The sequence below is a fragment of the Fimbriimonas sp. LA-C6 genome (assembly GCF_055398105.1).
This window is the reverse complement of the sequence record NZ_AP038796.1, coordinates 3110146-3135911: the sequence shown is the minus strand read 5'-3', so window position 1 is coordinate 3135911 and position 25766 is coordinate 3110146. Positions and strand designations below refer to the sequence as shown.

Sequence of the window (25766 nt, the reverse complement as noted above, 5' to 3'; positions counted from 1 at the left end):
CATGTACCTGCTAAGGAATAGAGCCAGCTCGCATTCCATGGCTACTCAATCGGATAACTTAGCTTTAGGGATTCACAGTAAATGATGCTTCGACTCCATCTTTTACCCCTTTTAAATCTCGTGACCGACTCTTTAGTTTAAAGAGTTCAGAAAATAGCTTAAGTGCCGCCTTATCAGGATTCGAAAACAGCATATAAGCATCAGTCAAGTCTTGGGTGTCGGCAGATATGAGCTTGAAACCACGCCACTTTTTCGTATCCTCTGAGTCTTCACTTTCAATCTTGGATCCGATGACTACGGATCCGTCCTCAATATGCACTGGCACTCCCAAAAGCCATGTTAAGTATCGATTCCAAAGCGTCTCGCCAGACTGCGGTCTGTAGACAATCCTATTATTTGGGAAATCGAAAACAGATTGTAGAGAAGGAAGGGCTTGAGCGGAGAAAACACCAACGAACTTCTCATCTCTCCATTCGTCCAGCTCACGGGAGACAAGCTCAAACGGCGTGATTCCATACGAATTCTTAAGAACCGAAAAACTAGAAGTCATTCCAACTTTAGTATTTTCCACTCTACCAGTGAACGGGTTCAGGTTATCAATCGACGCCGTCTTCCAGATGTCAGCAGAGAGTAATGCGTTTTCGAAAAGGTGAAGTCTCGTTTGAGAGATAGCGAGAATGAATAGCCGAGAATCATTTTTCAATTCACACTCTACTGTGAACACTCCATTCGATAATCGAGAAATAGGTATGGATTTCAAAGCGTTCTCCTTACCCTGATCCAACCACTTTTCTAGATCCTTGCCTGATCCTTTCTTCCAAAAGTGCAAACTTGTTTTTAACAAGTCAATCCCAACTTGGTAATCCTTTAGAAGATCAGATCCAATCACTCCATCAATACCATTTGACTGTAACGTAGTAATTGGAGCCTGCGAATAAATTTTCACATCTACTAGATCTGGTGATGCCTCAACATCTTTAGCATCTTTGAGCCACAGAGTAGAAACAACGCTATCCGCCCTCTCCGCACATACAGCGAAAGTCCCCATCTTTCCATTGACTCTTGCTCGGATAACTATCGTGTCGAACTTGAGTTGGTAGCTGACTTGCTGAGCAACAGCTTGCGCCGCAATCCCTACAACGCAGACTGCAAAAAGGATTCTTTTCATAACTCAATTCACTTCTTTCGGGAAGGCCAGAAATATGCAGCGTTGTTCCTAAAGGAAAGAAAAACTCGCTCTCCAAAAGGACGACACGCTAAAACAGATCGACCACCATCAGTGATCGATGCATTCAGTCGAACTTGCGATTGCGTCCATGTGGGAGCGATTAATAAGTCTCTTGTTGTCGATCTCAAGTTGCTCTCTCCCCCATAAACCTCTGTATCAAACCGCACTGGGCGCAGTGACTCTGGCAGTATCGAACTTGCAAAAACAATCAGACTCGAACCAGTGTCAAGAGGCAGAAAAATCATGTTCTGCCTATCCGACTCCTGAACGGTGACGGCAGCACAAAAGCGATTATCAAATTCGAAGAGCGTTGCACGGTCGAACTCCGCAAGATCGTATTTGACCCCAGAGCGCCCAGAAGCCTCAATGTTAGCGGACTCTTTCTTGCTACCCTCTGTCGTCTGGCCGTCAATCTTTTGGCTCAGATAAAGTTTAGAGCTCTTGTAGTCGATCAAAACGTCATGCGATCTAAGAAAATCGACTCCCAGTAACCCATCCACTTTGTTACTTTGAAGCCAACCTCGAAATCCTGGCGCAACATACGACCATTCCAAAACAAAGAATGTTTCGTATCCCAAGCTTGCTCCGGATCGATCGATCCCGATACGCCACGCGATATCCGTGCCAACTTGTTTCTTAGTGAGATGCCGTCCGTCCACAAAAAGTGCAGACCTATTGGCACCGGAATCAAGGAGGAACAGCCGGCTAACCAACTTCCCACTGACTTGGCATACAAGCCGCACGAGTGGGAGGTCGTCAACAAAACGAGTTTCTACTTTGACAAACAGCTCGTGCACATCAGTAGAGAATCCCGAATCGTTCTCCCTGGCGTTGGTGCAACGATGACCGATCACGCTACTCATTGAAACACTACATAGCAAAAGTTGAGCTGCAAGCATGATTGATCAGTTACTTTCCAAGAAGTCTATCGACGTGTGAAACTCACTTTACGTCTTTGCATTGATACGAATAAAGCATCAGACACGGTACTAAAGACGCAAAATACCCCTATCAGAATTTCTACAGACATAACAGAGTAACACAATGAACATTATCAAAGAATTACTTCTTACTGATTTCTTATCTCTAACAATCGCACTCAAAACAAATATATGACATTCATCGAGAAAAGCTACTCATATCAGATCACAACGGACGATTACTCCAACTCACTCTCAAACATGCCCTCAAACCCGGCATGATCCGACAGGTAGCTGCAAAGCTCCAACTCCCTACTTCCAGTCTCAAGCACGAGGAGCTTAGGACATGTGACCCTGACTACCTCCCACGAGACCGCTTCCCCATCAACATTGGCGTACCTGGCTGTCGGGCGGCTGACGATCTCTTTCAACAGACTCAGAGCCTCCTCATCGGAAGAGGCTTGAAGGACACCGGCATAGTTCTGAAACAGAGGGCTCGATGGACCAGATTCAGACTCAATCAACCTACGTTCGGTGATCCCGTAGGCGTAAAGATTCATCCTAAAACCGCTTGGTCATCATCAATCCAAACCCGCCACCTGAGCCCACGAATGGCGACAACAGGATCCCTTTCTTGCTGCTCAGTTCCAACCGTGCCACTCCATAACCCAGTGCGGCACCGGCAAAGACGTCGCTGAGGCGGTGGCGATTCTCGCTCACTCGTGACCAGCTGATACCCACGGCACCCAGGTACCACAGCGGGGCCTCCTTTGGGTGGTAGGCGCTTTCCATGGTGGCGATACTAAATGCCAAGGTCGCGTGCTCACTTGGGAAGCTATCATGCTCGCGAGGGGCGTCGGGGCGGGGGACGTGGGTGGAGCGCTTAAGACCTTCGACTAAGATGAACGAGGTCACTAACGAGTCAGCAACTCGGAGGGTATGTGTTTTCCCCTGCTCACCGTCTCGCAGCAGCGGGAGTCCGAGGCCGAGAGCTCCGTAGAGAAAGCTTCCGGCCCCAGATCCAAACTTGGCGGCCTTATTGTCTGCGTGCGCAGATGCAGGTACCAGGCCAATGACAACAAGAGTAGCGGCGGCAAGCGAAAGTTTCACTCCCGCAAGATTACCGTCCTTAGGCCACAATCACAAGAACTTTGACCGTAGCGTACCGTCCTTCGACCGCTTTGCTGGCCGAACGGAGCACTACCGTCTCATCTTCCGATTCGATGATGTGCAGTTCTTCGGACTTGTCCAGGTTCGAACCAGGCCAAACTTCCCGAAGAGCCTCTCGCACGGCATCATGACTCGGATCGGCCCCGACCCAAAGGCAAGAAAACTCCAGGAGTCCTTCTTTCCGCTGAGTTCGGTGGGTTTTCTGCACCAGCAGAGATGGAATGCGCTCCAGCGCCTCCATGATCTGCTTGCGCAAAGGCTCATACTCCGCTTGCTTAATCGGACGACCATCGTCCATCAGCCCGCGGAGGAACTTCTCGTAAACGTATAAGTGTGTATATGCCATTAAGCGGACACAACTGCCTCAGTGCGGCTGCGCTTCTTCAAAGCGGCGGCAACTAGACCGTTGAAAAGTGGATGCGGACGGTCAGGTCGAGACTTAAACTCAGGGTGAGCCTGGGTCGCCACAAAGAACGGGTGCCCTGGAACCTCAATCATCTCCACCAAGCGATAGTCTGGTGACACTCCGCTGATGACCATGCCCTTCTCTTGCAACACTTCTCGGTAGTCGTTGTTCACTTCATACCGGTGTCGGTGTCGCTCAGTGATGCGAGTCGCGCCGTATAGCTGAGCAGCCAGCGAGCCATGAACCAAGTTACATGGGTAGCTACCTAGTCGCATGGTTGCGCCCTTATCGGTCACATCTTTCTGCTCTGGCAAGAGGTGGATCACAGGATACGGAGCATCCTGAGTCATCTCTTCCGAGTTGGCACCCTCAAGTCCACACACGTTGCGTGAGTACTCGATAACCGACATCTGCAAGCCTAAACAGATTCCAAGGAACGGCAGTCCAGATTCTCGAGCGTACTTGATCGCCTCAATCTTGCCCTCAATGCCGCGACCTCCAAATCCAGGAGCCACCACAAGCGCATCCACACCCGCCAAAAGCTCTTCGGGCGGAATTCCGTTCTCCATGTTGTCGCTCTCAATCCACTGGATCTCAACTGCCGAATTGTTCGGAATCCCAGCATGAGTCAAAGCCTCAGCAATCGACTTGTAAGCATCGCCGTTGCTGGTGTACTTACCCACCACCGCAACGCGGCATCGATTCTTCGGATGCTTCAACACTTCAACCAAGCTCGACCACTCCGAGAGGTTGGAAGCCCGCTGCTCCATATGGAGTCGGTCCAAAACGAATTCGCCAAGACCAGCCTCTTCGTAAGTCAGAGGAACTTCGTAAATGGTCTCAACTGTCTTCGACTCGATGACCGCTCTCGGAGAAACACCGCAGAACAGCGAAATCTTCTCACGAACGTCCTGTGGCAAAGGCACTTCGCTTCGGCAAACCAAAACGTCCGGCGTAATACCAATTCCACGCAGTCGCTCGACACTGTGCTGAGTCGGCTTCGTCTTCACCTCGCCCCATGGTCCGACAGTCGGGATCAGGGTGACGTGAACGTAAAGCGTATTCTCAATACCTACATCGGTGCGCATCTGCCGAATGGCTTCCAAGAATGGAAGCGACTCGATGTCACCAACCGTACCGCCGATCTCAACCAGCACAACATCAGCCTCTTGCTCTTTGCCGAGGTTGATGATGCACTTTTTGATCTGGTTGGTCACGTGAGGGATAACCTGCACCGTGCCGCCAAGGTAGTCACCACGTCGCTCAGCAGCAATGACCGAGCTATAAACCTTTCCGGTCGTCAAAGAAGATCCGGCAGAGCAGTTCACGTCAATAAAGCGCTCGTAATGGCCAAGATCAAGGTCGGTTTCAGCACCATCTTCGGTAACAAAAACTTCGCCGTGCTGATAGGGATTCATCGTTCCCGCATCGACGTTAATATAGGGGTCAAGCTTCATCGGGGCCACCGTATAGCCGCGATTCCGGAGCAAACGACCAAGGCTGGCAGATGTGATGCCTTTGCCGATTGAGCTTACGACGCCTCCGGTTACAAAGATGTATTTAGTCATGCTGGGTTCCCTGGGCGTGCCTCAGACACAACTTGGCGCAGATGCGACAAGGGTGGGGGACACTCTCGATTATACTGCCTTTGAACCCTATGTTAAAACGCCCCCGGAAGGATTGACTCCTCCGAGGGCGTTTTTATGTGCCTCTTTTAGCAACTAGTGTTTCACTTTCGACGCGTACTTGCTCCACAACTTGTGGTCGTACAAGAACCGCAAGAACACGCCACCAACAACACTGCGAGCCTGGAAACCAACGTGCTTCGGCGTCTTGGTCTCGTACCAGTCGGTCATCGGAACCCGGTTTGGAGTCTCTTCAAGGAACTTCACAATCGGTGCGATCAGCGTATCGAAGTCGTCCTGCTTGCCCGTGAGACAAGCGGTCCAAGTGATCCAGTCCAGCTTCGTATATTCGCGTCGATTGTCCAGCGGCAAGCCAAATTCGTTCTGCATCTTGCGGTAATGAGCCATCTCAAGCTCCGCAATCTTCGGTGAGAACAGCTTCAGGTCCAAGATCTTGTCCCAAACCATGTTGTACTTCTGGCTCCAGCTACCCGCTGAGTCAAACGCCAGCCGATAGTGATCACCATCAAAGGCCTTCGTCTCCCACTCCTTCGCAAACTTCTTCGCAATGGCGGTGTACTCCTTTGCCTCTTCATGCTTGCCCAGCGTCTCACAAAGCTGCCCATAAGCTCCAAGAGCAACGATAGCCTTTATGGAAAGGTTCGTGTTGTGGGCCAAGTGACCCGCAAAGTCATCCGTACAAAGCTGCTTCTCAGGGTCAAGACCCTTCTCCTTCAGATACTCAGCCCACTTGGTAATCGTCGCCCAGTGCTCTTTGGAGAAATCTGCATTGCCATCCACCTTCGCGATGGCCGCCATCAGAACCAAGATGTTGCCGCTCTCTTCCACCGGCATCTGGTCATCCTCAGTTCGAGAACCGCCGCCATACACCTGACCGTTCGCCAAAGGATACTGACCCAAGTCGTGAGGCGCAAACGGGAACTTCCAGACGGACGACTCAGCGTAGTCCAGGATTGGAAGAACCATTCCCTTACAAAGCGCTGGGTTCATCAGCAGATACATCGGAGCCGACGGATAGGTGACATCCACCGTACAGATACAGCCGTTGCTGAAATTCTCCTTCGAGAACCAGAGAGGGCGACCCTTGGCATCAGCTACAACCTTATGAGCAGCCAGTGACTGTCGGAACGCGAGAGAACAGATCTTCTCATAATTCTCGCCTCCAAGCTTCTTCACATCCGCAAGAAGAGTCTTGTCGAAGTCGGCTCCTTCTTTAGCCAGCGCGGGATACTCCTTGTCTGCCGTTACCAACAGATCATCAAAGCTCATTCCGTTTCGTCGCCACCAGGCTTTGAGGTTGGTCCCCATGTGCGTGATCGACTCAATATCGTCGTACGCCAACATGACTTGCTGAGAAGTCCCCTTCGTATCGATCTTTCCGCAATCAAAAACGACCGACATGGCAGGCCAGTGATCACTTGCCGCCCGAGGATCCTTCTCACCGGCAATGGATGGCGACAGCTTATTCGCCGCAAAGCTGAGTCGAGCCTCATTAGCTGGAACGATATCTGTCTTCGCAGCTGCCTGATCCTTGGTGGAAACATAAGCGTATCCCCACTCAATGCGAAGGTCGTCGCCACTTCTAGATAGGATCTTCTGGTCGGAAGTCCCAATCTTCATCGTCTTGAGCCCCTTCACGGACGGCTGAGACCAGACCACTCGATCGGTCACATCATTCACTGCAAGCTCGGCCGTCGCATCAAAATAGATGGAGACATCGTGAGGCTTGCCGTCCACAGACTGAACCTTCCACGTGATGTAGGTCAGCGGGCGAGACATCACATCTAAGTTGTAAGGCAAAGCTGGTGTAAAGAACGTCAGCTGGACTTTAACCGTACTGTTCGCGAACTCATAAACCGTTTCGGTTGGCTTGACGCTCAAAGAAACCTGATTCAAAGCAGGCACATCTTTTGGCTCAGGCCCCATCAGTCGAAATGGGCTGCCGTCAACGCGGACCATGCTCTGCAAGGCCTGGGTTCTTCCAGTCCAATGACAGGGCCAAGCATCCGTGAGCTTATCGGCAGGCGACCAAACGCTGAAATAAGGATCATGAGCAACGAGAGGAACAGACGGTGGCCGCCAAGACGGCTTTTCCGTGGGATTTGTTAAGTTCGACATAGCGAATCCGGCAAGGCAGAGTGTGATTAGCGACATAGTGCGAGCGCCTCAGGGAGCGTATTCCTCTAATCATATGGATCTTGAATTCTCATGGATATGGTTATTCAAAAAAAGCTATGTTAAGTTCAGCGATTCTAACCGGTACGCTTGCAATATGATCCTCGCGCTGGTGCTCGCCACGCTCTCCCACCAAACCCAAACCATCGAACTGTTTCGAGGTTCGAAAGGTGTAGGAAACCCCTCGTACTGGGCGGTTGAAGACACGTACATCGATTCACGTGACGCCGAATCGAATTTTGGAGGCGGCTACACAATGCTGGGTGGCCCAGGTAAGACCATCCTCATCCGTTTCGGAGACCTGAACCGACAGTTAGGTCCAAATGCCCATATAGTAAAGGCCTACCTCGAACTCACGCCATCGGGTGGGCAGCAGCCTACTTTACGATCCGCATCCCGAGTCCTTGCTCCCTGGGGTGAAGGACCACTTACCACGCTTTCCTCACTCTTTACAAAACCCGTCGAAGGAAAGCCCAAGCCATCCGTCCCACGAGGAGCCGCCAACTGGCGACAGCGCCTCGGTGGTATTGCCAGCTGGCAACAAGCCGGAGCCACCGGAGCATCCGACGTCCAACGCATCGAGACAGCCAAGCTAGGCGAACGAGACAAGGTGTACGCAGTTGAAGGGATCGAAACGGCCATCCAAAAAATGGTGGACAGCCCGACCGACAACTACGGCCTCGCGCTCAACTTCGAATCCGAGTCGGAATTTTTCAGCAGCCAATCACCTAGCGGTCGCCCTAAACTCATCCTCGAAGTCGAGAGAACTCCAGCCAAGGCAGGCCCAGATCTCAGCGTCACCCTCATCGAGAAGACCGAAGACGGCAAGTTCGTGGCCCATGTCAAGAATGTAGGCTCAGCACCTGCTCCAGCATTCTCCTATAGCTGGTCACTAGACGGACAAATAGGCGGAACAACTGAAGGGTCTCAAGCCCTCGCCCCCGGAGCCGAGACCACCTTTGCTTACGAACACACCGTCAAAGCCACCTCCCCACAGCGAGTTGCTTTCCAAATCACCCCCAAAGCGAGCGATATCTGCAAAGCCAATGACTCCTTGGAAGTGCTGGACACCGCCATCCCCGCGAAGATTGTTCTCACCGAAGCAGCCGCCAAGGCAATTGCGGAGGGCACCAACAGCATCGGGACACACGGCGTGGAAGACTGGGCACAATCGCAAGCCCGAATCTGGAACGAGGTCTACTGCAAACAGAGCCGCTACTCCTTCGCAACTAACGGAGTCAATTCTCGCATTCGCATCCAATCAATATCCATCGACAAAGGCGAAGGCATCCGAGTCGACTCAATCACCAACCCAGCTGAAACCGCCATCCCGCTCATGAAGTCGTTCGCGATCGCAATGGGTGCCGACGAGGGAGCTGCGATGAACGTTGAGACCGGCAAGGTAGACCTTCCCGGCAGCACCTTGAGAGCAAGCGTGGAGCTCTATCCTGGAATCCTAGGGTATGGCGACACCCGCTACGAGGGCACCATTCCTAGCCGAATGCCCCTCAGCTACGAACCCTACTTCACTCCCGACCTACTCTCGGCAATCCTAGAGCCGACCGATCTGTTGTCAGCCTCCGAAGTAGGAGCGATCAACGAGCGAGAAACCAAGGCCGACTGGAAAGCAGGCGACGGTTTCAAACATGCGCCAAGAGCCATCCTGCTACGCGCCCTCGACCTGATCGGTCGCCCCATCGCAAACACGGAGCTCGCGTTCTATCAATCCGAAGATGGAAAGATCAAGAACGGTGCCCCAACCATGATCCTTAAAACCGATGCCAGTGGCACCGTACTTCTGCCTTCAAAAGGCAGTTGCGGCCCCTTCGGAGAGATCGTTCCTGGCGCAGGGAATGGCGTATTTCTCATCCAGGCCAAGTCCAATGGAGCAACGGAGACCGGCTGGCTCAAGGCTTGGCAGATTCCCGACTCCTTCCGACGCGGCAACACCAGCGCGGCAATCATCGATGTTCGCCTCAACCTCCCAGCAGGTCCGCTCGACACCGCCACAGACCTCGCCCTCGACCGAATCATCACCGACTCCGCAGGAAGTTCCGCCACCAACCTCAACGCCCTGATCGACGCGAACGATGCAACCGAAGGCAACCTTCCCCAAGAGGTAGGCGGCTGGGTCGAGATCGACCTCGGGCGCGATCGAACCATCGCAGACGTCTCCCTGCTCACAACCGGCAAGCCGTTCTGGAACAAGTTCGACATCGTCGCCTACAGCACCGGGCAAAAGCCTGCCGACGCACTTACGTGGGCAAGAGAACTCGACTGGAGCTGGTCCTCCCACAACCGTAAGGACGCAGGAACTGGGCAGACCTTCGTGATGAGCTACCGAGCTCCATTGCAAAGAGTGCGTTATATCCGTCTCATTAACCGCTCCGGCGGAGTAGGAACGTTGGCTGGTATCCGAATTACGCCTGCAGTAGTCGGACAACAGCAATAACGCATCTTTCAATCCTGCCGAGTTCAGCGTAGACTCAAGTCAGATGGGAGCTTATACAAAAGCATGAAAGCAGTAGTAATGGCAGGTGGCGAAGGTTCGCGTCTTCGCCCCATCACTTCGAACCGCCCAAAACCGATGGTTCCCATCTGCAACCAGCCGATCATGGAGCACATCCTGACGCTGCTGAAAAGGTACGACATCACCGAGATCGTCTCTACCCTGTACTACCTAGGCGACGAGATCAAAGACTATTTCGGTGACGGCTCAGACTTCGGCGTCAAGATGAGTTACAGCGTCGAGACGATCCCTCTCGGCACCGCTGGCAGCGTCAAAAAAGCTGAACATCTCCTGAAAGATGAGCCCTTCCTCATCGTCTCCGGCGACGCTCTCACCGATTGCAATATCCAAAAAGCAATCGAGTTTCACAAACAAAAGAAGAGCCTTGCCACACTCATTCTCTACCGAGTCCCCTCCCCACTCGATTTCGGCGTAGTCATCACGGACGACGACGGCAAAGTCCTCCGTTTCTTGGAGAAACCAAGCTGGTCGGAAGTGTTTTCCGACACCGTCAACACGGGTATGTACATCCTGGAACCCGAGATCTTCGAGTTCATGGATCCAGATAAGAGCTACGACTGGAGCAACGACATCTTCCCCCTCCTCCTGGAAAAGGGGCTCCCCATGTATGGCTATGTCATGGAGGAGTACTGGTGTGATGTCGGTTCCCTCAGCCAATACCGCGAAGCACAAGAGCATCTCCTTTCCGGTCGACTCGATCTCCCAGTCCAAAACGACACACTCATCAACGGAGTCAGCATCGGCCCCAACTGCATGATCGACGAGACGGCAACCATCGTGCCTCCGGTCTGCATCGGACGCAACTGCAAGGTGAAGAAAGGTGCCCGCGTGGGTCCCTACACTGTCATTGGTGATAACTGCTTTATCGAAGAAGACGCCAACGTAGACCGCTCCATCATCTGGGAAAGTGCCTACATCGGCCCCAACGTCGGCGTGCACAGCGCGATTGTGTGCTCACGGGCCACGATCAAGAAAGACAGCACCGTTCGCGAAGAATCCGTCGTAGGAGACCGCTGCCTGGTAGACGTGGCTTGCACCATCCGCCCACGAGTCAAACTCTGGCCCGACAAGATCGTCGAGCGCGGTTCCATCGTTACCATGAGCCTCGTTTGGGGCAATAAATGGAACGGCAGCCTGTTCCGCGATATCGGTGTGGCAGGTCTCAGCAACATCGAGATCACTCCTGACTTCGCCTGCAGACTCGGCTCAGCCTTCGGCTCCTGCTTCAAAACCCCTTGCCGCATCGTCACCAGCCGCGACAGCACCCGAAGCTCGCGCATGATCAAGCGCGCCCTCATGTCCTCCTTGCTCAGTGTAGGATGTGACGTCCTCGACCTGCGTGGAACCCCGCTGCCCATCGCAAGACACTTTATCAGAGCCAGCGGAGCCTCCGGCGCGGTCAGCGTTCGCAAACTACCCGGCAACTCCCGCGTCACCCTCATCGAGATGCTCGACTCTAACGGTGCCTACCTCCCAAGGAATCTTGAGCGCAAAGTAGAAACCGCCTTCTTCCGCGAGGACTTCAAACGCACCGACCCAGACGACCTTGGCACCATCGAGTTTGCAAGCCGAGCCGTTGAAGAGTATCAAGCCGACTTCTACCGACTTCTAGGAAACAAGGGACCTCAGCGCCGAATCCGTATCGTATGCGACTACGGATATTCCAACATAGCAAGCTTCTACCCATCGATGCTTGAAAGACTTGGAGCAGAGTCCATCGCCCTCAACAGCTTCAACGACTCCAAACGTGCCCCCCGATCCAAGCCAGAAGTGGACTCGCACGTCCAAAACCTCTCGCGAATCGTCGAAACACTGAAGTACGACATGGGTGTCCTGTTCACCGAAGAAGGCGAACGCATGACCATCGTCGACGACCGCGGAAGAAGAGTCGAAGGCCACGCCCTCCTCGCACTACTCGGGACCCTGATCGCCAAAACCAACAAAGACCCCCGAATAGCCATCTCCGTAACAGCCCCCACCGTGCTCGAAGAAGCTCTAAGAGCTCAGGGCGCAGAAGTCATCCGCACCAAATCAGACACGCGCTCCCTCATGAGCAGCAGCATCGATGAGAAAGTCATCTTTGCGGGCGACGAACGAGGTGGCTTCATCTTCCCCGCCATGCACCCAGGCTTCGACGCCGCATTCTGCTTCGGCAAACTCATGACCATGCTCCACCAAACCGGTCTGTCCATCAGCGAACTGCTCGATGAACTCCCTGTGTTCCGAGTGGAGTACGAACAGGTCCGCGTGCCCTGGGAGTCCAAAGGAACAGTCATGCGCAAACTGCTAGAAGAGAGCAGCGATGGCAGCAAGCTGGAACTCCTTGATGGCATCAAGATCTACGACGGCAACACCTGGGTCCTCGTCCTCCCAGACGCCATCGAACCCCTGTTCCACGTCTACGCAGAAGCGCCCGACCTCCCAGAGAGTCGAGCGCTTGTAGACGAATACACCAACAAGATCGATCATTGGATCTTGCAGTAAAACAGGTGCCTATTCGTTCGGATAGAAGCGATAGACCCCGTTTTCATTCTGCCAACCGGCACCCGCTGAGTCACAAATCGCTTTGATCGCCGACAACAGATCGGAAACGGTGATATGAACGTTGACGGGTCGGTAGCCAGAGGAAACACCTTGTGCATGAGTGTCCGAAACCGTGTACGAGAAGTCTTCAATCTTGGCCAACTTCCTCAATGCGTCCTCTAGCTTCACAGATTGAAGGTCCAGTACCCTGGGATTAAGTTCAACGGCACTTCTGGGCATAAAGGTGTAATCACCACCTTGCTTGCTCCACGTCGCACCAGCAGCTTCGCATACGGCACTGATGGCTTCTTCTTTTGAAGCTATCTTGCGGTTCATGGTGACGTTCTTATAGGTTCCTTCCAGAATGGTGTACGACACGCCAGACCACGACGCAATCTTCTCCATGCAGTCCACAAACTTCGCGTCTTTAAACTGAATCGTGCTGGTCATGGTTTTGACACCAGCACTTGTAACTTCAATGCGGTGCCTCAAAGGATTCCCAGCAGACTTAGCCGAACCAGCAGGAGGAATGATATGTGGAGCTCGGGACAGTTTTGACCAGAACCAATACTTCCCATCCACTATTTTATAGGTGGCCTGGCATACATCGCAAACAGCCTGGATTTTCTGCTTAGATGACTTGCCCGTCACGTTCACGTTTGCCATGAGATAAACGCTGTCCTCAATATGGTAGGCAAACTTATCTCGGGCAGCCAAAGACGCGATGGCCTTATCGAAGGGCGTATTCTTAAAGTTCTGCGACGCCTGAACTGGGACGAGCACCTTCTTCGGCTGTGTAGGTTTGGGTGCCGGTCTCGCCACAGGGTTCTTCAGGTTTGCCTCTAAAATACTAGAGAGCGTCGAAAGTGGGCTTACGGTAGCAACCTGTGGTTGAGACTGGGCCCTAACGCATATAACCAATCCGAGAGTGACAGCGGCGGCTGGCAAGGATACCGACCAAAGAGACGCAAGACGAACCGGTGATTTCGATTGACTAAGAATTCGAGCAATACGTTGCAAGAGAAGACCTCCGCGAGCAGACATGGATAGCGCCGGAGCAGCACTCCGATCAAGGTCGAGTTGGCAAAGAGCACGCGCATAAGCAGTCGAATCGCCGGTGATCTTCACCACCCATTCATCGCAACAGTGTTCGCGCTCGATCCGGATCACGCGTGAGATCCACCAAATGGCCGGATTGTAGAAAAGAACTACCTCTATCACGCTTTGTATCAAGTTCAGTAAGTAATCGTGCCTTCGGATATGTGCCAGTTCATGGAGCAGCAATGCCTCAATCTGATTCGCCGGAAACTTTGTCCAAAGACTGACCGGCACAATGACACACACACGGAAAACGCCAAGAGCTGAAGGGCTACTGATCGACTCGGAGTCCTTAAGTTGGACCTGCCTTTTCAGTCCGATTTTGCCGGCAAGCATATTCAGCTGAAGCTGGTAATCGGCCAACGCCGGAGCACTACGTTTTCTTCGCAGTACATCCACTAGCCACACCCCACCTAGAAGTCGAATCGACAGAATCGAAACTCCCAACACCCAGATCCACACCACATAGGAAAGCCATGGCGGACTCTGCGCAGCACTCTGGAGAACCACCTCATCTGAGCTGATCGCCGAAATAAAGGTCTGTGTCTCACTCACATGAGTCAGGCCTGACGATTGAGTCCCTGGTGTCCATGTGAGTCTTAAGAAGGTAAACACTGGGCACAGAGCACACACAACCATCGCCCCATAGCTCATCACGTAACGAAGGTTTGCATGCCGTCTGGCAAACAGCCGCATCGCCACCGCTAAAACCGCTGCGACAATAGCCCCCTGCCAAAGAAAATGAATAAGCGACAACCCAATCGCATTCATCCAGAAGTTCATGCGTCGTTCTCCAGTGTGTCGAGCAGTTTCCGAATCGCCTGACGCTCTTCCGGTGACGTCTCCTGAGCACTTAGAGCGTGCATCACAAGATCCTGAGCCGATCCCCTAAACGCGCGTTGCATCAGATCGCGAAGCAAACTCTGCTTGGCAAGGGCTGGCGCCTCCGCTGGCGAGTAAAGATGAGCCCGTCCATGATCCTTACGAACCAGAAGCCCCTTCTCAACCATGATCTGCATCAGCTTGAGAACGGTCGTATAGCCCATTTCCCGAGTTTTAGACAGCTCCTCAAACACATCCCGAACCGTTGAACTCCCTCGATTCCACAAGACCTCGAGAATCGCAAGCTCCGAATGAGTCGGCTGCACCTTGACTTCGTCCCTCATGAATGAATTATATACGAAGTTTTTCGTATATACGAATTATTTCGTAACTTCTTGATGGAGGCACAACAAAGGCGGGGGAGCAAAAGCTCACCCCGCCTTTAAAGTCAGTTATTCCAAGTATTGCCCTGACCATCGGGAATACCCGTAAGGTCGCATGGGAAGTGATAAGTCGGACAAGGAGTTCCCTCAAGTTCGCATCCTGAAGTGGACGTGGCACTGAAGCCAGCATTGCCCTTCTTGTACGTGGAGTGCCCATCCAGCCAAGCAATGTTAAACCCGTCCATATGAACGGTGTTCCCAGGGAAGTTGCTCGTCCCAAACACATCGATGGCAGTGGGCCAGTGAGCTGAGCAGTATGCAGAAAGCCCCGCTGGCTTGGTCGTACTGCTCACGATGTACACCGAGTCGTAAAACGCAATCGTCTCAGCTACCTTAGGAATCGAAGACTGATTCTTGACAGGCGCATCGACATTGTAAAGGCTCGCAAGCGCTGGGTCCTCAAAGACAGCAAAATTCGGCGCGAACGATGCATATCGGAAGGTGCCGGCCGGCTTAAGACCAACGCTTGGAAGAATCTTCCCTCCAAAGTCCACACCAGGCTGGTTGGCTGGGCAAACAAGGATATCCACATTCTTCATATAAGGCATCGTCGCATCGTATACCGTAAAGGCCCGATCCATGCTGCCCAAACGAATCGTCGGATAGTCCATGTCATAAACGCTCATCGCGTAGTAGTCGTCGGAGTCGCCCATGTACAGCATCGTCGCTGTACCCAACTGCTTGGTATCGCTCAAACAAGCCACCTTCTTCGCAGCAGCCTTAGCCTGTGCGAATACTGGGAAGAGAATCGCTGCGAGAATAGCGATAATCGCAATCACAACGAGAAGTTCAATTAACGTAAAAGCTGCTCTACTCTTCATCGGGTATTAGTCCTTTAACGATCTTAACACCAGAGTAGGCCAATTGACCTATTTTGTGTGGGTGTCGCAAGCTAAAAACACCGCAAGACACCCACTTAAACGCAATATCTGGACCTAGTTTGGCCACCGAGTAAGGGGAGTGAGCTGACCACCCATCGCCATCTGGATGAACTGGCTGCAAGACATATCTGGCAGAGGAAGCTGTAGTTTCGACGGACTCACCGTTGTCTGTGCCGTGAGACAGTACATCGGAACAATCAGGTCCGCATTCGCTGGAACGCCAATATAACCGGCCCCTTTCGGACTCGCTCCTGGGTTAAACGTATACCCAGCCATCTTCATAGCTTTCGCATGACCATCCATGAAGTTGAAGTTAAAGCTTCCTCCATGTCGCAGCGCACTGTTCTTCGTATCCCCATCGTAATGAGTGAGGATCGAACCAATCGCACTCATCGTATAGCGTCGGCCATTGTAAGTATCACCGAATGCCGCCAACTGAGCAGGGTTCTCAGCCGAGGTGGCGCTTACGCCAGACAGTGCAGTCGTTCCATCAGGGTTCGTTTGCTCGGCACCCACCAACGCACCACCGGCCCAAATACCAAAGCCCCAGTTGTATCCATAACCTAAGCACCGATACTTGTTCGGCTCACTCGGAACATACGCACCGCTTGGCGTATCCGTGTTATCGCAAGCCTGAGGATTTCCCTTGGGCACGCTCTTGTTCCACACTGGCGAGAAGAACACGTCCATGTTCTTCAAGTAAGGCTGGAACGTCTGATACACGTCCGTGGTACCACCGTTGGAATAGTAAACCGAAGGTGTCACATCATCCGAATCGTTGATGTAAAGGTGCATGCCAGTGCCAATCTGCTTCACATTGCTCAGCGACTGGGTCTTCTTGGCAGCTTCCTTCGCCTGAGCAAAGACAGGGAACAGAATGGCGGCGAGGATCGCAATGATCGCAATCACAACGAGGAGTTCAATGAGTGTAAACGCTTGGTTTCGCTTCATGGGATCAGACCTCTTCAAGTACTAATCCCAAGAATAAGCGACGTTTGTTAAATTACTTCCCACTTTTCGAGCCAAGAGCCGATTCTGTATACCGGTTGGCTGCATTCCAGATCAGGTACTCGTCATACCCAAGGTCCTTCGCCGCCTTAATCTGAGCCTTGACCTCGCTAGCCCCATACGTCACCCCTCCAAGGGAAAAGTCCTGGAGCCAAGGGCGAATCACCTTGTTCGGGAGTCGCGTCTTGTAGTCAGTCAAAGACTTGTTAATGATCTCGTAAGGAGAGCGATTCGGATCAGCGATTCCATACTCGCCCTTCGCAAAGTGAGACGGATACACCATCGGCGATACCGCATCAAACGGTCCGGCAATGGTCTCCAAATCCTGTCCAATCCCCTGATCTCGCTTGCTCGACGAGATAATCCCAAAGATGTCCGCCGAAAGGTAGGCGCCACGAGCCTTCACCTTCTGCTTGATGAAACCGCAGAAGTCACCGATCACCTGCTGAGGCGACGCCTTTGGATCTGTGTACTTCGCCCTGTTTGAAAACACCTGAGTCTGAGACTTCCCTTCACTCGGGAACCGAACGTAGTCCAGCTGAATCTCAGGAAAACCAGCATCCAGCGCGTAATCCACGACCTTCCCCAGATACTCCCAGTTCCGCTTGTCATAAGGGTCCAACCAAGCGTGTTTCGCCCGATCCCGCCAAACTTTCCCATTAGCCAGTTGCACAGCCTGCTCAGGATGCTTCACCGGCACATAGTCGTCGCGAAAACAAGCGATCCGTGCAATCGGCCAAACGCCGTGGGCCTTCAAAGCTTTGAAAATGCGATCTGGTTTTCGAATGGCAATAAAGCGATTTCCAACCGTTTCATCCGCCAGCGGAATACCCGTCGCCCAATACATCTCACCAATGTCCCGAACGTCGATCACCATCGAATTGATCTCGGTCCGATCAGCCATCTCTAGCAAATGCGAGAGCTTCTTGGTAGATGCAGCAGACCAAGCTGTCAGGTAGATCCCTTTCACAAACTTCGGACGTTTAAATTCGTAATTTTCGTGTGGGGTTTTAGAACCAACGGACTCGCTTTTCGGTCGTTCAGAAGTAGACTCTAAGCCCTTCTCCTTCACCAGCTTTTTTTCTGGCATTGGGGCAGAGCTGTCTCGCTTTTCACCACCCGTTTTAGGCGCTGAAGAACAAGACAACCCACAAAGAAGAAGAGCACTTAGAACAAGGGCATGAGAGGCAACGGACGGATTGTGATGATGAGACATGGAATCGTAGTGGGCTTAGGAATTGTACTGGGTGCAGGGTGTATGGGGGTCGCTGGGAAGAGTAGTTCTCTGCAATTAGCGACGATTCCTACAACGACCGTCTCGCATACCGCCACAACACCCGCAAAAGACGCCTCGAAAAGTGCCACGGCTCTCACGATCGCGAAATTCGGAAAGCGAACGCCGAACACAAACGGCTCAATCTTCGTCACCGAATATCATCACATCCTGGACCATCCCGGATCGCTCTACCGCTCCCCAGCGAAGTTTGCCAAGGATCTAGAAGACCTCTATAAACGAGGATTTCGCCCAGTCACAGCCACCGAATATATCGAGAACCGGATGTCCATCCCGAAGGGCACGACGCCTGTGGTCATGACCTTCGACGACTCAAATCCATCCCAACTCAAATTCCTAAAGAACGGCTCAATCGATCCCAAATGCGCTGTGGGCATCTGGATGGATTTCGCAAAGACACACGAGGACTTCCCCGTAAAAGGAACCTTCTTCGTGCTCCCCAGCATGTGGGACCAAGATCGACTGATCAAGAAGAAGGTGGAGCTCCTCCACAAACTCGGCTCCGAGATCGCTAACCACACCACCACCCACCCAGAACTCCGCAAGCTCAGCGAATCCAGAGTTCAATACGAAATCGGATCCGCAGAACTCCAGCTCGAAAAGTACGGCGAGAAAGGTCCGCACACCCTGGCCTTCCCATTCGGAAGCACCCCTAAGAACTTCGCAGTGTTCAAGAACGGCTTCGACTATAAAGGCAAGCGCATCAAGCTGAACGGAGCATTCCTAGTCGGAGCCAATCCATCTCCCTCACCCACCAGCAAGAAGTTCAATCGATACCGGATCCCACGAATTCAGGCCTGTGGAGATCGGTTTGGTCTTGATGATTGGCTGAAACAGGTCGACCAAGGAAAGGTCAAACTCTACATCCAGCCTTAAGAAGGCCATCCTGGCCTCCGGCAAAACCAATCCGTTGGCAGGAATACATACGTAACAGCAAGTGCAAAAGGAGTTCGGAAATGCCCGAACTCCTTTTTTCTTGTCCTAACCAGCCGGAAGATTGAAGGACCGCACCATGTTCTGACCCATCTTGTGAGCGAGGCTGTGCAGATAAACCGCTTGCTCAGGCGTGCCTTCCTCGCGCGCCGTCTCCATAAACAGATCAAGCCATCGCTGAAACAGAGCCACAGTTAACCCTTCCAATCGACGATGCGCCTGCATGGTCTTCCCTGTGTACCGCCCAGTTCGCAAAGTAAGAGAAGACCAGAAGTCTTGCATCTTCACCAAATGGGGCTCCCAATCGGTGACCACCTTCGCAAACACCGGCCCAAGCTCGGCATCCGCCTGAACCTTCAGATAGAAACTGCGGACAACCCGCCGAATCAGTTCCTCAGAAACCTCAACAGCATAGATCGGCTCAGTCCCACAACTCCTAAGCGGAGTTGGCTCTGAAGAATCCGGTGCGAGCGGAAGATTTCGCATTATCCTAATTATGGCGAAAGGAAAACCTTAAAGCCCCAGCCGGAGCTCCTCGCACCTTCGACCGATCATTTCACGCATCTCAACCGCCATATCGCGAGACCACGAGAGATCCACCGGCTCAAACTCAACCTCATCGCCAGCACGAAGCTGCCCAACGCGATTGAGATCCATCGACGACACCACCGCGACCTTTGGATACCCTCCAATCGTTGGCCCATCCGGACCCAATATGATCGGTAGGCCGCTCGGCAACACCTGCACCACCCCAGGCGTGGCTGGCTCACTGGGAAGCTCTAGAGAATGGCTCCTCTCTGGCCCCGAAAGCCGAATTCCCACACGATCAGCAAGCCGCGTCGCCCGGTAGTTACAGCTCAAAAACCCATCCCAATCCAGCAGCCCCGCCTGAGGTCCTCGAATCACACGCAGTGGCCCACCATCCAAACTCAAAGCACTGAACGCCAACTTTCGAGGCTTAACCACACGAGCAACTCTGGGCCGAAGCTCTGGACCGTCGCGCAAAACACCCCCACTCAGAGCCAAGTAAGCACGGCACCCTGCCACGCCCGGCTTCAGTCGAAAAACCTCCCCCGACCGCAAGCAGTAGGAAGCCCCCTCAACACCTGCTCCAACAAGAGCAAAACTGACCGCCTCAGTTGCCTCCAAGCTAACGGTCGCCATTCCAAGCTCAAGCACCGGCGCATCCAGAGAATTCCCTAGCAGAGCATTGGCATAAGCCATCGACTCCCGATCAAAAGCCCCACCAGGCGGAACCCCAAAGCACCGACGCCCAACACGAGGCGCCCCCTGGATTTCCGCATACCCAAACAACTCAAGGATCCGGAGACTCACACCCCGACCTCATACCCAGCATCCGTCAACGTCGCATAAATCAACTCCGCGAATTCCACACAGTCCGGTGTATCGCCGTGAAGGCAAATCGAATCCACCTTCTCCGCTAACTGCAACACCTGCTGACGAATCGCCTCAGGCTCCGACAACACCGAGCCTGGCTCCGACCGAGGAACCAAAGTGCCGTCTTCCGCATAAGCTCGGTCCGCAAACCCCTCCCGGATCAACACCTGCCCCGCCTTCTGCGCAATGATCCGATGAGCCGTAGCTTCCAGCCCAAGCAACGGCAGCTTATAGATCCTCAGTTGCATCATCAACGACTGCACGCCCGGATACTGCGCCAAAAAAGCCCCTTCCGCATCATAAGGCCCCAACCCTGGCAGCCGCTTCACCTCTCGCCGCCAGTTCTCCGGCATGGGCACTGCAGTCTCGCTATAAAACGCGCCATGAGGCTTCAGGTAGGCAGGCTGAAACTCACTTGCAAACCATCTCACCTGCGCGAAGACGCTGTCGAGATACTCACGCTGATGCCCCAAATCCATGGCGGCCCGACCCATCGATCCACGATCCGGATACCCAGGGTGAGCCCCAAACCTTACACCCTTCTCCCGACACAGCGCGACAGTTTCCCGCGAAATATCCTGAGACCCCGCATGTTCGCCACAACAGATATTCGCGGAACTCGCAAACCTCAATAGTTCCGCATCATGCGGGAAGCCTTCTCCGAGATCCACATTGAGATCAATTTTCTTCATAGCCGCTGCCCTTTCAACGCAGAAAACTCCGACTGTGAGATGCTCGCAAACTGAACCTCATCCCCGGCCCGAATCGGAAAATACTCGTCCTCCACATTCACAATCTCTAGCGGAGTCCGTCCGATCAATGCCCAACCACCTGGCCTTGGCAGAGGATAGATCCCGGTCTGCTTTCCTGTGATCGCAATGCTCCCAGGCTCCACGCGAACCCGTGGCTGAGACCGTCTCGGCACCCCGCAAAGCGCCTCCGGCAGGTAACCCAAATAAGGAAACCCAGGACAAAATCCGATGGCATAACACCGATAGATCGCACCCGAATGGAGCCTCACCAACTCATCGGGTGACAACGAAAGATCGACCGCACTACTCTCCAAGTCCTCCCCAAGCTCATAGCACACCGGAATCAAGTGCCTTATCGGAGATTCAACAACAGTTCCAAGCCCAAAGCAGGCTTCAATGTCAGCCAAAGTCGGAGCCAAATCCCGGAAGTACACACCCACCGTCTCGTAGCTACAAACCACATCGGTAACACCAGGCAGGTTCCCAGCTTCTATCCACCGAGAGGCCAAACTCGCTTCCACGGGCAACTCCCGCAGAATCAGTGCAGACTCCCCCAGTGGCTCCAAAACCATACAGAAAGTATGCGCGATCAGGCACGAAGCATCGGTCTTAAGATACGCTTCTGCACGTGAGTGTTCCAGTCCCCATCGTTCTCGAAGCCGGCGCGACGTTGCCTTCCTACCAAACCCAAGGATCCGCTGGCATGGACATCTGTTCCAGCGAACCAGTCACCCTCGCTCCGCTTCAACGAGCACTCGTCCCAACCGGCATCAAAGTCGCCATTCCCGAAGGATTCGAAATCCAAATCCGCCCCCGATCAGGTCTCGCAGCCAAACACGGAATAGCCTTGGTGAACAGCCCAGGCACCATCGATTCAGACTATCGCGGAGAAATTAAGATAATTCTGATCAATTTGGGCTCAGACGTCGTCCAATTTGACAAAGGCGAGCGGATCGCCCAAATGGTCTTGTGTCCAGTAGTTCGTGCCGAACTCGTTCCCGTAGACAATTTGGACGAAACCACCCGAGGGGAAGGCGGATTTGGCAGCACAGGGAAATGAAAAGAAAGTCTTATGCGAACGATGCTTCGCACACGTCCCCGCATTCGAGTCTGTATGTCCAGAATGCGGGGCACCTCTAGAAGCTGAAGCGTCGATGGGCGACTCCAGTTCGAGTCCCGAACTCGCCCAAGCAAACCTTTTACGCGTCCGAGGCGACTTTGAACAAGCCGAGCAAAAGTGCATCAGCATCCTCAAGCGCTGGCCAAATGACCCCAACGCGCACACCCTTCTGGGCGATATCTGTTCGGACCAAAACGATTGGGAGCGAGCTATCGAGTGGTACGAACTCGCACTCGACCTCAACCCAACATCAACCGCCGACCGCCAGAAACTCATTGCAGCCAAAGCCAACCTCCAAGCCAAAGATTCGGCCAGCACCATCGAACAAATTGGCCTACCTGTTGAATCGAAGAACACAACCTACATCGCCTACGCCATCGTCGCAGCCTTCATCGTGATCACCATCACCGGCATCATGATCAACTCGAAGAACAAAAGTGGCGGCACAGGCGATCAGCTGTCAGTGCCCATTTCTGCGGCAAAGAAAGATCCCCCGTCTCTCATCACCCCCTCAGAAACTCCTCACGTGGTATCAAACGCCGATTCTGCACCGGGAGCAACAAAGTCAGAGGCAGCGCCACAAGAAGACCGAACCATCCTCCAGCTGATCCAACAACACAGCGACGAAGGAAGCCGAGTCAGCGCCATCAGCCAAGACCCACGAACCAAGCAAGTCACGCTCACCTTCACGCTCAAAGATGGAGAAAACGCGAGACTCATCAGCGCGAAATTGGCCAAAGATGTCCTTGCCCAAGTCCCCGAGTGCCTCATCGTCACCATGCGAGGAACACTCTCGGACCGCGTCTCATTCATCGCCGATGCAACCCGCACCAAGATGAACGAGACCGAAGACACAACCTGGCAACAACAAAACGCTGCCATCCCCGACGCCTGGGTAGACCATTTGCTCCAAAACGAGTGGCCCAAACCTGCACCGAATACAGCATCCACAACCAGTCCCGGCGCATAATCCAAACATGAGGCTTTCAGTCCAGCTTTACACCGTGCGCGACGCAATGGATGCGAACGCGCAATCAACACTCGAAACGATTCGATCTATTGGATTTGAGTATGTAGAGATCGCAGGAAACTACGGCGCAACAACAGCCGCCGAAGGTAAAAAACTGCTGGACGATCTCGGCCTCAAAGTCAGCGGGAGCCATGTCGGACTCGATCTCATGAAGAACGATCTCGACAAGGTCATCGACACACACCTCACCCTCGGCTGCCCCTTCGTCATCGTCCCCTGGCTCAGCGAAGAGACCTACTCGGCAGGCTGGGACACCGTAGCCAAGCAGCTCGAACCCATCGGCGAAAAGCTCAAAGCAGCGGGTCTTTCCCTCGCCTACCACAACCACGATTTCGAATTTAAAACCACCGATGGCAAACTAGGCCTCGACCTGTTTTACGAAACCGTCAGCGAAGATCTTCTCAAAGCAGAACTCGACCTCGCATGGGTCAAAATCGGCGGCCAAGACCCAGCAAGCTACATCCGCAAAATCGGCCCTCGAACGCGAGTCGTCCACCTCAAGGACTTCGACCCAACCAAGACCCCACAATGGACTCCAGCCGGACAAGGCACCATGGACTGGGATTCATGCCTCGCAGCTGCCAAAGAAGTCGGAGCTGAGTTCGGCGTGGTCGAACTAGACGAGTCCCCAGGCGACCCACTCGACGCTGTTCGCCAAAGCTTCGAGTACTTCACATCCAAAGGCCTAGCCTAACCTTCCCATCCCGTAGGACACACCTTATCGTCCTACGGGAATCTGCCCCTTCCGCGAAGGTAAACTGGCAAGCAGACGCACGGGATGCGTTTACCCAAATGCCTGATGATCTTCATCTAACAAATGAGAGCGACACTCCAGTCAACGGTCCGTTGACTGTCGCGGCAATGCCCATCGAATCGCTGATTCGAGACATCCGGCGCATCCCAGCCCCCGAGGAGAAAGAACAACTCATGGCGAATGAAAACTTCGACGCAGACATCGTGGTGATCGGCGCTGGCCCTGGTGGCTACGTCGCAGCAATTCGTGCCGCTCAACTAGGCGCATCGGTGATCGTCGTCGAAAAGGAATTTTTGGGCGGTACCTGCTTGAACTGGGGATGCATCCCTAGCAAGGCAATGATCGGCTCCGTCGAAAGACTGCACGCAGCCAAGACTGCCGATAAACTCGGCGTCAAGGTCGAAGGCACCGTCACCCCAGACGTCGAGGCCATCATGGCACGCAAAGACAAGATCGTCCAGATGAACCGAGGCGGCGTCGGAATGCTGTTCAAAAAGAACGGCGTTAAGCACGTAGAAGGATTTGCTTCATTCGTCGATGCACATACCATCGAAGTCACCAAGGACGGCAAAACCCAAACCCTCAGAGCGAAGAACTTTGTGCTCGCCATGGGTTCCAGCGTCATCCACCTCCCTGTTCCAGGTCTCGAAGGCGGTCGTGAAGACAACGTCTGGACCTCCGACGATGCCGTCACCGCCCCATTCGTTCCGAAGAGCATGTGCATCCTCGGCGGCGGAGCAGTAGGCTGCGAATTCTCCTACGTATTTAACGGCCTAGGCGCAGAAGTCACCCTCGTTGAGATGATGCCAAACCTTCTCCCCATGATGGACCCAGAGCTTGGAACAGAGCTCGGCAAGATCATGGGACGAACTGGAGTCAAAGTCCGAACCGGCGCAACCATTGAGAAGTGCGAGCGAAACGGTAAGGGCTGGAAAGTCACCATCAAGAAGGGCACCGACATCGAAGTCATCGAAGTCGATGTCGTTCTACTCGGCGTAGGTCGAAAGGCAAACACCGAGGGCATGAACCTCGAAAAGATCGGCATCCAGATGCACCGACGTGGAATCCAGCTACTGGATGACACCATGAAGACGCACGTGCCAAACATCTACGCCATTGGAGATGTCACCGGCCGAATCCAGCTCGCTCACGTAGCCAGCTCCGAGGGAATAGTAGCCGTCACCAACATCGTAACCGGCAGCAACAAACTTGTGGACTACAAGGCCGTTCCAAACGCCGTGTACACCCACCCAGAGGTTGCAAGCGTGGGTCTCACCCAGAGCGAAGCAGAAGCCAAGGGCTATGAAGTATCCATCGGTAAGTTCAACTTCCGAACGCTCGGAAAGGCAATGGCCACTGCCGAGCAAGATGGCTTCGTGAAGGTAGTCGTCGACAAGAAGTACGGCGAAGTGCTCGGCGTCCATATGATTGGCGCCCACACCACCGACTTGATTGCAGAAGCTGTCGTCGCCATCAAGCTAGAAGCTACGGTGGACTACATGGTAGACACCATGCACGCTCACCCAACCATGGCAGAAGCCGTTCTCGAAGCTTTCGAGGACGCGGAAGGCCACTCGATCCACAAACTCTAAAAAGTCAGCGGCTGCCTTCCAAAAGGCAGCCGCTTTTTTGTGC

At 53.4% G+C, this 25766-nt stretch carries 23 protein-coding genes; 7 read left to right on the top strand and 16 right to left on the bottom strand.

Annotation, left to right across the window (positions count from 1 at the left end; translation table 11 throughout):
* Window positions 1–64: 64 nt before the first annotated feature.
* The 7 genes from ACZ51B_RS14575 to ACZ51B_RS14545 all read right to left on the bottom strand — a co-directional run bounded on the left by ACZ51B_RS14575 (window position 65) and on the right by ACZ51B_RS14545 (window position 7524).
* Complete coding sequence (locus ACZ51B_RS14575) at window positions 65–1168, bottom strand: hypothetical protein (protein WP_464294066.1); 1104 nt, start codon at window positions 1166–1168, stop codon at window positions 65–67.
* Between the two features lie 8 nt (window positions 1169–1176).
* On the bottom strand, window positions 1177–2091 hold the full coding sequence (locus tag ACZ51B_RS14570; protein WP_464294065.1) for a hypothetical protein: 915 nt from the start codon (window positions 2089–2091) through the stop codon (window positions 1177–1179).
* A gap of 296 nt (window positions 2092–2387) precedes the next feature.
* On the bottom strand, window positions 2388–2708 hold the full coding sequence (locus ACZ51B_RS14565; RefSeq protein ID WP_464294064.1) for a hypothetical protein: 321 nt from the start codon (window positions 2706–2708) through the stop codon (window positions 2388–2390).
* Window position 2709: 1 nt separating this feature from the next.
* On the bottom strand, window positions 2710–3258 hold the full coding sequence (locus ACZ51B_RS14560; RefSeq protein ID WP_464294063.1) for a phosphatase PAP2 family protein: 549 nt from the start codon (window positions 3256–3258) through the stop codon (window positions 2710–2712).
* A gap of 19 nt (window positions 3259–3277) precedes the next feature.
* Window positions 3278–3664, bottom strand: coding sequence for a hypothetical protein (locus tag ACZ51B_RS14555; protein ID WP_464294062.1), 387 nt, complete (start codon window positions 3662–3664; stop codon window positions 3278–3280).
* Window positions 3664–5292, bottom strand: a complete 1629-nt coding sequence (locus ACZ51B_RS14550) for a CTP synthase (RefSeq protein ID WP_464294061.1) — start codon at window positions 5290–5292, stop codon at window positions 3664–3666. The genes ACZ51B_RS14555 and ACZ51B_RS14550 overlap by 1 nt, the downstream gene beginning before the upstream one ends.
* Before the next feature lie 153 nt (window positions 5293–5445).
* Complete coding sequence (locus ACZ51B_RS14545; protein ID WP_464294060.1) at window positions 5446–7524, bottom strand: glutaminase family protein; 2079 nt, start codon at window positions 7522–7524, stop codon at window positions 5446–5448.
* A gap of 118 nt (window positions 7525–7642) precedes the next feature.
* On the opposite strand from ACZ51B_RS14545, the gene ACZ51B_RS14540 reads away from it, so the two are divergent.
* Both ACZ51B_RS14540 and ACZ51B_RS14535 read left to right on the top strand, forming a co-directional pair.
* Window positions 7643–9997 (top strand): hypothetical protein, encoded by a 2355-nt coding sequence (locus ACZ51B_RS14540; protein ID WP_464294059.1) that lies wholly within the window; start codon window positions 7643–7645, stop codon window positions 9995–9997.
* Between the two features lie 63 nt (window positions 9998–10060).
* On the top strand, window positions 10061–12559 hold the full coding sequence (locus ACZ51B_RS14535) for a sugar phosphate nucleotidyltransferase (RefSeq protein ID WP_464294058.1): 2499 nt from the start codon (window positions 10061–10063) through the stop codon (window positions 12557–12559).
* A gap of 9 nt (window positions 12560–12568) precedes the next feature.
* Here the strand turns inward: ACZ51B_RS14535 and ACZ51B_RS14530 are convergent, their stop codons facing one another.
* The 5 genes from ACZ51B_RS14530 to ACZ51B_RS14510 form a co-directional block, all read right to left on the bottom strand.
* Window positions 12569–14479, bottom strand: coding sequence for a M56 family metallopeptidase (locus ACZ51B_RS14530; RefSeq protein WP_464294057.1), 1911 nt, complete (start codon window positions 14477–14479; stop codon window positions 12569–12571).
* Complete coding sequence (locus ACZ51B_RS14525) at window positions 14476–14862, bottom strand: BlaI/MecI/CopY family transcriptional regulator (RefSeq protein ID WP_464294056.1); 387 nt, start codon at window positions 14860–14862, stop codon at window positions 14476–14478. The genes ACZ51B_RS14530 and ACZ51B_RS14525 overlap by 4 nt, the downstream gene beginning before the upstream one ends.
* A gap of 104 nt (window positions 14863–14966) precedes the next feature.
* Window positions 14967–15782, bottom strand: a complete 816-nt coding sequence (locus ACZ51B_RS14520; protein WP_464294055.1) for a prepilin-type N-terminal cleavage/methylation domain-containing protein — start codon at window positions 15780–15782, stop codon at window positions 14967–14969.
* 114 nt (window positions 15783–15896) lie between these two features.
* On the bottom strand, window positions 15897–16793 hold the full coding sequence (locus ACZ51B_RS14515; protein WP_464294054.1) for a prepilin-type N-terminal cleavage/methylation domain-containing protein: 897 nt from the start codon (window positions 16791–16793) through the stop codon (window positions 15897–15899).
* Window positions 16794–16845: 52 nt separating this feature from the next.
* Window positions 16846–17940 (bottom strand): putative glycoside hydrolase, encoded by a 1095-nt coding sequence (locus tag ACZ51B_RS14510; RefSeq protein WP_464294053.1) that lies wholly within the window; start codon window positions 17938–17940, stop codon window positions 16846–16848.
* A 90-nt stretch (window positions 17941–18030) separates the two neighbouring features.
* On the opposite strand from ACZ51B_RS14510, the gene ACZ51B_RS14505 reads away from it, so the two are divergent.
* Window positions 18031–19020: a polysaccharide deacetylase family protein gene (locus tag ACZ51B_RS14505; RefSeq protein WP_464294052.1), complete on the top strand. Its 990-nt coding sequence runs from the start codon at window positions 18031–18033 to the stop codon at window positions 19018–19020.
* 105 nt (window positions 19021–19125) lie between these two features.
* Here ACZ51B_RS14505 and ACZ51B_RS14500 read toward each other — a convergent pair whose 3' ends face one another.
* From ACZ51B_RS14500 to ACZ51B_RS14485, 4 genes are read right to left on the bottom strand one after another with little or no spacing between them, the layout of a single operon-like run.
* Window positions 19126–19563: a group III truncated hemoglobin gene (locus ACZ51B_RS14500; protein ID WP_464294051.1), complete on the bottom strand. Its 438-nt coding sequence runs from the start codon at window positions 19561–19563 to the stop codon at window positions 19126–19128.
* 27 nt (window positions 19564–19590) lie between these two features.
* Window positions 19591–20412 carry a 5-oxoprolinase subunit C family protein gene (locus tag ACZ51B_RS14495; RefSeq protein WP_464294050.1) on the bottom strand — a complete coding sequence of 274 codons (822 nt, stop codon included), beginning with the start codon at window positions 20410–20412 and terminating at the stop codon, window positions 19591–19593.
* The gene (locus tag ACZ51B_RS14490; protein WP_464294049.1) at window positions 20409–21167 is read right to left on the bottom strand and encodes a LamB/YcsF family protein; all 759 of its coding nucleotides are present in this window, start codon (window positions 21165–21167) and stop codon (window positions 20409–20411) included. The genes ACZ51B_RS14495 and ACZ51B_RS14490 overlap by 4 nt, the downstream gene beginning before the upstream one ends.
* Window positions 21164–21799, bottom strand: coding sequence for a 5-oxoprolinase subunit B family protein (locus ACZ51B_RS14485; protein ID WP_464294048.1), 636 nt, complete (start codon window positions 21797–21799; stop codon window positions 21164–21166). Before ACZ51B_RS14485 ends, ACZ51B_RS14490 begins: the two co-directional genes overlap by 4 nt.
* A 50-nt stretch (window positions 21800–21849) precedes the next feature.
* Here ACZ51B_RS14485 and dut point away from each other — a divergent pair, with 50 nt between their 5' ends.
* The 4 genes from dut to lpdA all read left to right on the top strand — a co-directional run bounded on the left by dut (window position 21850) and on the right by lpdA (window position 25723).
* Complete coding sequence (dut, locus tag ACZ51B_RS14480; RefSeq protein WP_464297187.1) at window positions 21850–22287, top strand: dUTP diphosphatase; 438 nt, start codon at window positions 21850–21852, stop codon at window positions 22285–22287.
* Window positions 22268–23317, top strand: a complete 1050-nt coding sequence (locus ACZ51B_RS14475; RefSeq protein ID WP_464294047.1) for a tetratricopeptide repeat protein — start codon at window positions 22268–22270, stop codon at window positions 23315–23317. Before dut ends, ACZ51B_RS14475 begins: the two co-directional genes overlap by 20 nt.
* Before the next feature lie 7 nt (window positions 23318–23324).
* Entirely contained in the window at window positions 23325–24071 is a 747-nt protein-coding gene (locus ACZ51B_RS14470; RefSeq protein ID WP_464294046.1) for a sugar phosphate isomerase/epimerase family protein, read from the top strand.
* Between the two features lie 98 nt (window positions 24072–24169).
* Complete coding sequence (lpdA, locus tag ACZ51B_RS14465; protein ID WP_464294045.1) at window positions 24170–25723, top strand: dihydrolipoyl dehydrogenase; 1554 nt, start codon at window positions 24170–24172, stop codon at window positions 25721–25723.
* The last annotated feature ends 43 nt before the right edge of the window (window positions 25724–25766 follow it).